The organism is Nostoc sp. UCD121 (genome assembly GCF_014222285.1).
Classification (GTDB): Bacteria; Cyanobacteriota; Cyanobacteriia; order Cyanobacteriales; family Nostocaceae; genus Nostoc.
Genome location: NZ_JACKZS010000442.1, coordinates 1 through 1,757, shown reverse-complemented (window position 1 = coordinate 1,757; position 1,757 = coordinate 1). Strand labels below are relative to the sequence as shown.

General features: G+C 43.8%; 1 protein-coding gene. It reads left to right on the top strand.

Going from position 1 to position 1,757, the window contains the following annotated elements:
* Positions 1–282 precede the first annotated feature (282 nt).
* Positions 283–1,757: MobF family relaxase (gene mobF, locus GNF10_RS36705; protein WP_185607480.1), on the top strand; the 1,475-nt coding region annotated here is incomplete at its 3' end.

Here is a 1,757-nt window from a genome sequence, read left to right as displayed (position 1 = left end):
ATTACAATGATATTATTCTTTTGGTAAAGCAATAATAGCAAAACCTTACGCACAGTACGCCAAATTTGGCAGAAAGTTTTAGACGATAATTTGCTATATTTAAGTGCATGAGAGTTGGTGAATAAAAAATTTGTTGCTGTCATTGTCTTATCAAAAATTTTTAACTCGGCATCAAACCAAAGCGAGTTTGATGTCGGCGTTAAACAATGACTTCAATATTTTTTGGGGGTTGTTCAATAGTCGTCGAGTTAAGTTATGTTTTGCTGATGGCAGAGGTGAGCGATGCTAACAGCTGCTAACGTGTCATCAGAGATGGCAGTCAACTACTTCATCAAGAACTACTATCACCAAGGCAAGTCACGCTGGAGTGGTCAAGGTGCAGAGAAGCTTGGTTTATCAGGAGCAGTTGAAAATCAGCAAGCGTTTAAAAATGTCATCTCTGGGCTTTCGCCTAATGGTCGTGAGCAACTTAATGCCAGAGTACTAAAGCCCGACCAACGCAGAGCAGCGTTAGACTGTACATTCTCTGCCCCCAAGAGTGTGAGCCTAATGGCGTTGGTAGGTGGAGATGAAAGATTAATTGCCGCGCATCATCAGGCATTAACAAAAGTATTAACGTTGATGGAACAACGTTACGCAATAACTAGAGTGACACAAGGAGATTCTCGTCACAGGGTAAACACAGCTAACTTGGTGGTTGCAGAGTTCGACCACATCGAGAGTCGCTCCTTAGACCCCCATCTCCATACCCACTGCTTAGTCATGAACACAACCCAAGCAGACGGTAAGTGGATGAGCTTGGTCAATAATGAGATATTCGCCAACAAGAAATTCCTGGGTATGGCATACCAAAGTTATCTGGCAACAGAAGTAATCAAGTTGGGGTATGAGGTCGAGCCACGTCAACATGGACAATTTGAGATCAAGGGGTTCAAGGAACAAGACTTAGAGGCGTTTTCAAAACGGCGGCAGCAAATTATTGCGGCGGGTGCATCAACTACATGGGCAGAACGCGAAAAAATCTGGGATAATACTCGGCAGTGCAAGCAAAAGGTAACAGAATCGGAACTCAAATCACTGTGGAATGAAGAAGCTGCGGCACTGGGCATCAATTTCTCTCTTCCTGTTGAGCCAAATAGTTTTGTACAAGATTCTCTTTCACAACAAACTCTAGAAGATGCACTCGATAATGCAATTGCTCATTGTAGTGAGAGGAATGTCGCTTTTAAGCAGGAGGATTTGGAGAAATTCATCCTTTCTGAAAGCCTCTTCACTGATGTGACTGCAATTGAGCCATTGATCAAGCAACATCAGGAGTTAATTGTTCTGCCTTACGTGCAGATGCAATACACAACATGGGCAGCAGTAAAGCGAGAACTGGCTACTATTGAATTAATGCAGTCGGGACAAAGTAAAGTAAACCCTATCTGCTCAACTCCAGTAATTGAAAGTCAGTTGGATAAAACCTCACTAAACCTTGGGCAGAGGCAGGCAGTTAGTCTAGCTGCAACGACGACAGACCAATTCATTGCGTGGCAAGGGGTAGCTGGTGCTGGTAAGACTTTTGCCCTCAAAGAATTAAACGCGATCGCACTCGCCCAAGGCTATACAGTCAAAGCTTTTGCCCCTTCATCAATGGCGGCTAAGGTATTAAGTGAGGAGCTAGGCATACAAGGCGAGACTGTAGCCAGTTTATTAGTGTCTGAGCCAGCACCCCTAATTGAATCAAATCAGATTTGGATTGTGGATGAGGCAGG